General features: G+C 41.6%; 1 protein-coding gene. It reads right to left on the bottom strand.

Going from position 1 to position 320, the window contains the following annotated elements; all coding sequences use genetic code 11:
- Positions 1-255 (bottom strand): transposase (locus ACT3RM_RS18255; RefSeq protein ID WP_444511562.1); only part of this gene is annotated, 255 nt, incomplete at its 3' end.
- Positions 256-320: the final 65 nt, after the last annotated feature.

Raw genomic sequence — 320 nt, 5'->3', positions numbered from 1 at the left:
ATATTCCGCTAACTCAGCTTGATTTAAAGAGGCTGTTTCCAACACGACTGAGAATTTATTTGCTGATGACCACTGCTCAGCATTCTTTCCATCACCTGGCACTAAATGCCCCTTATCAATTGCTTGTTTTCGCCAATTATACAAGGTTGATTCACCAATCCCCATCTCGATTGATAATTGGGCTATTGCTATATTATTTGGAGGCATCATCTTCTGAAGAGCCGACTCTTTGCTTTGCGCTGAATAATGTTTCATTGTTACTCCACGCCCTCTGTTTAATGGTTGAATATTAAGCGCGACAACTAGTCTGACAGAGAGGG

Source organism: Pseudoalteromonas sp. AOP7-A1-14 (assembly GCF_052376275.1).
GTDB lineage: Bacteria > Pseudomonadota > Gammaproteobacteria > Enterobacterales > Alteromonadaceae > Pseudoalteromonas.
Note: the sequence above shows the minus strand (reverse complement) of the source record. Positions and strands in the feature narration are given on the sequence as shown.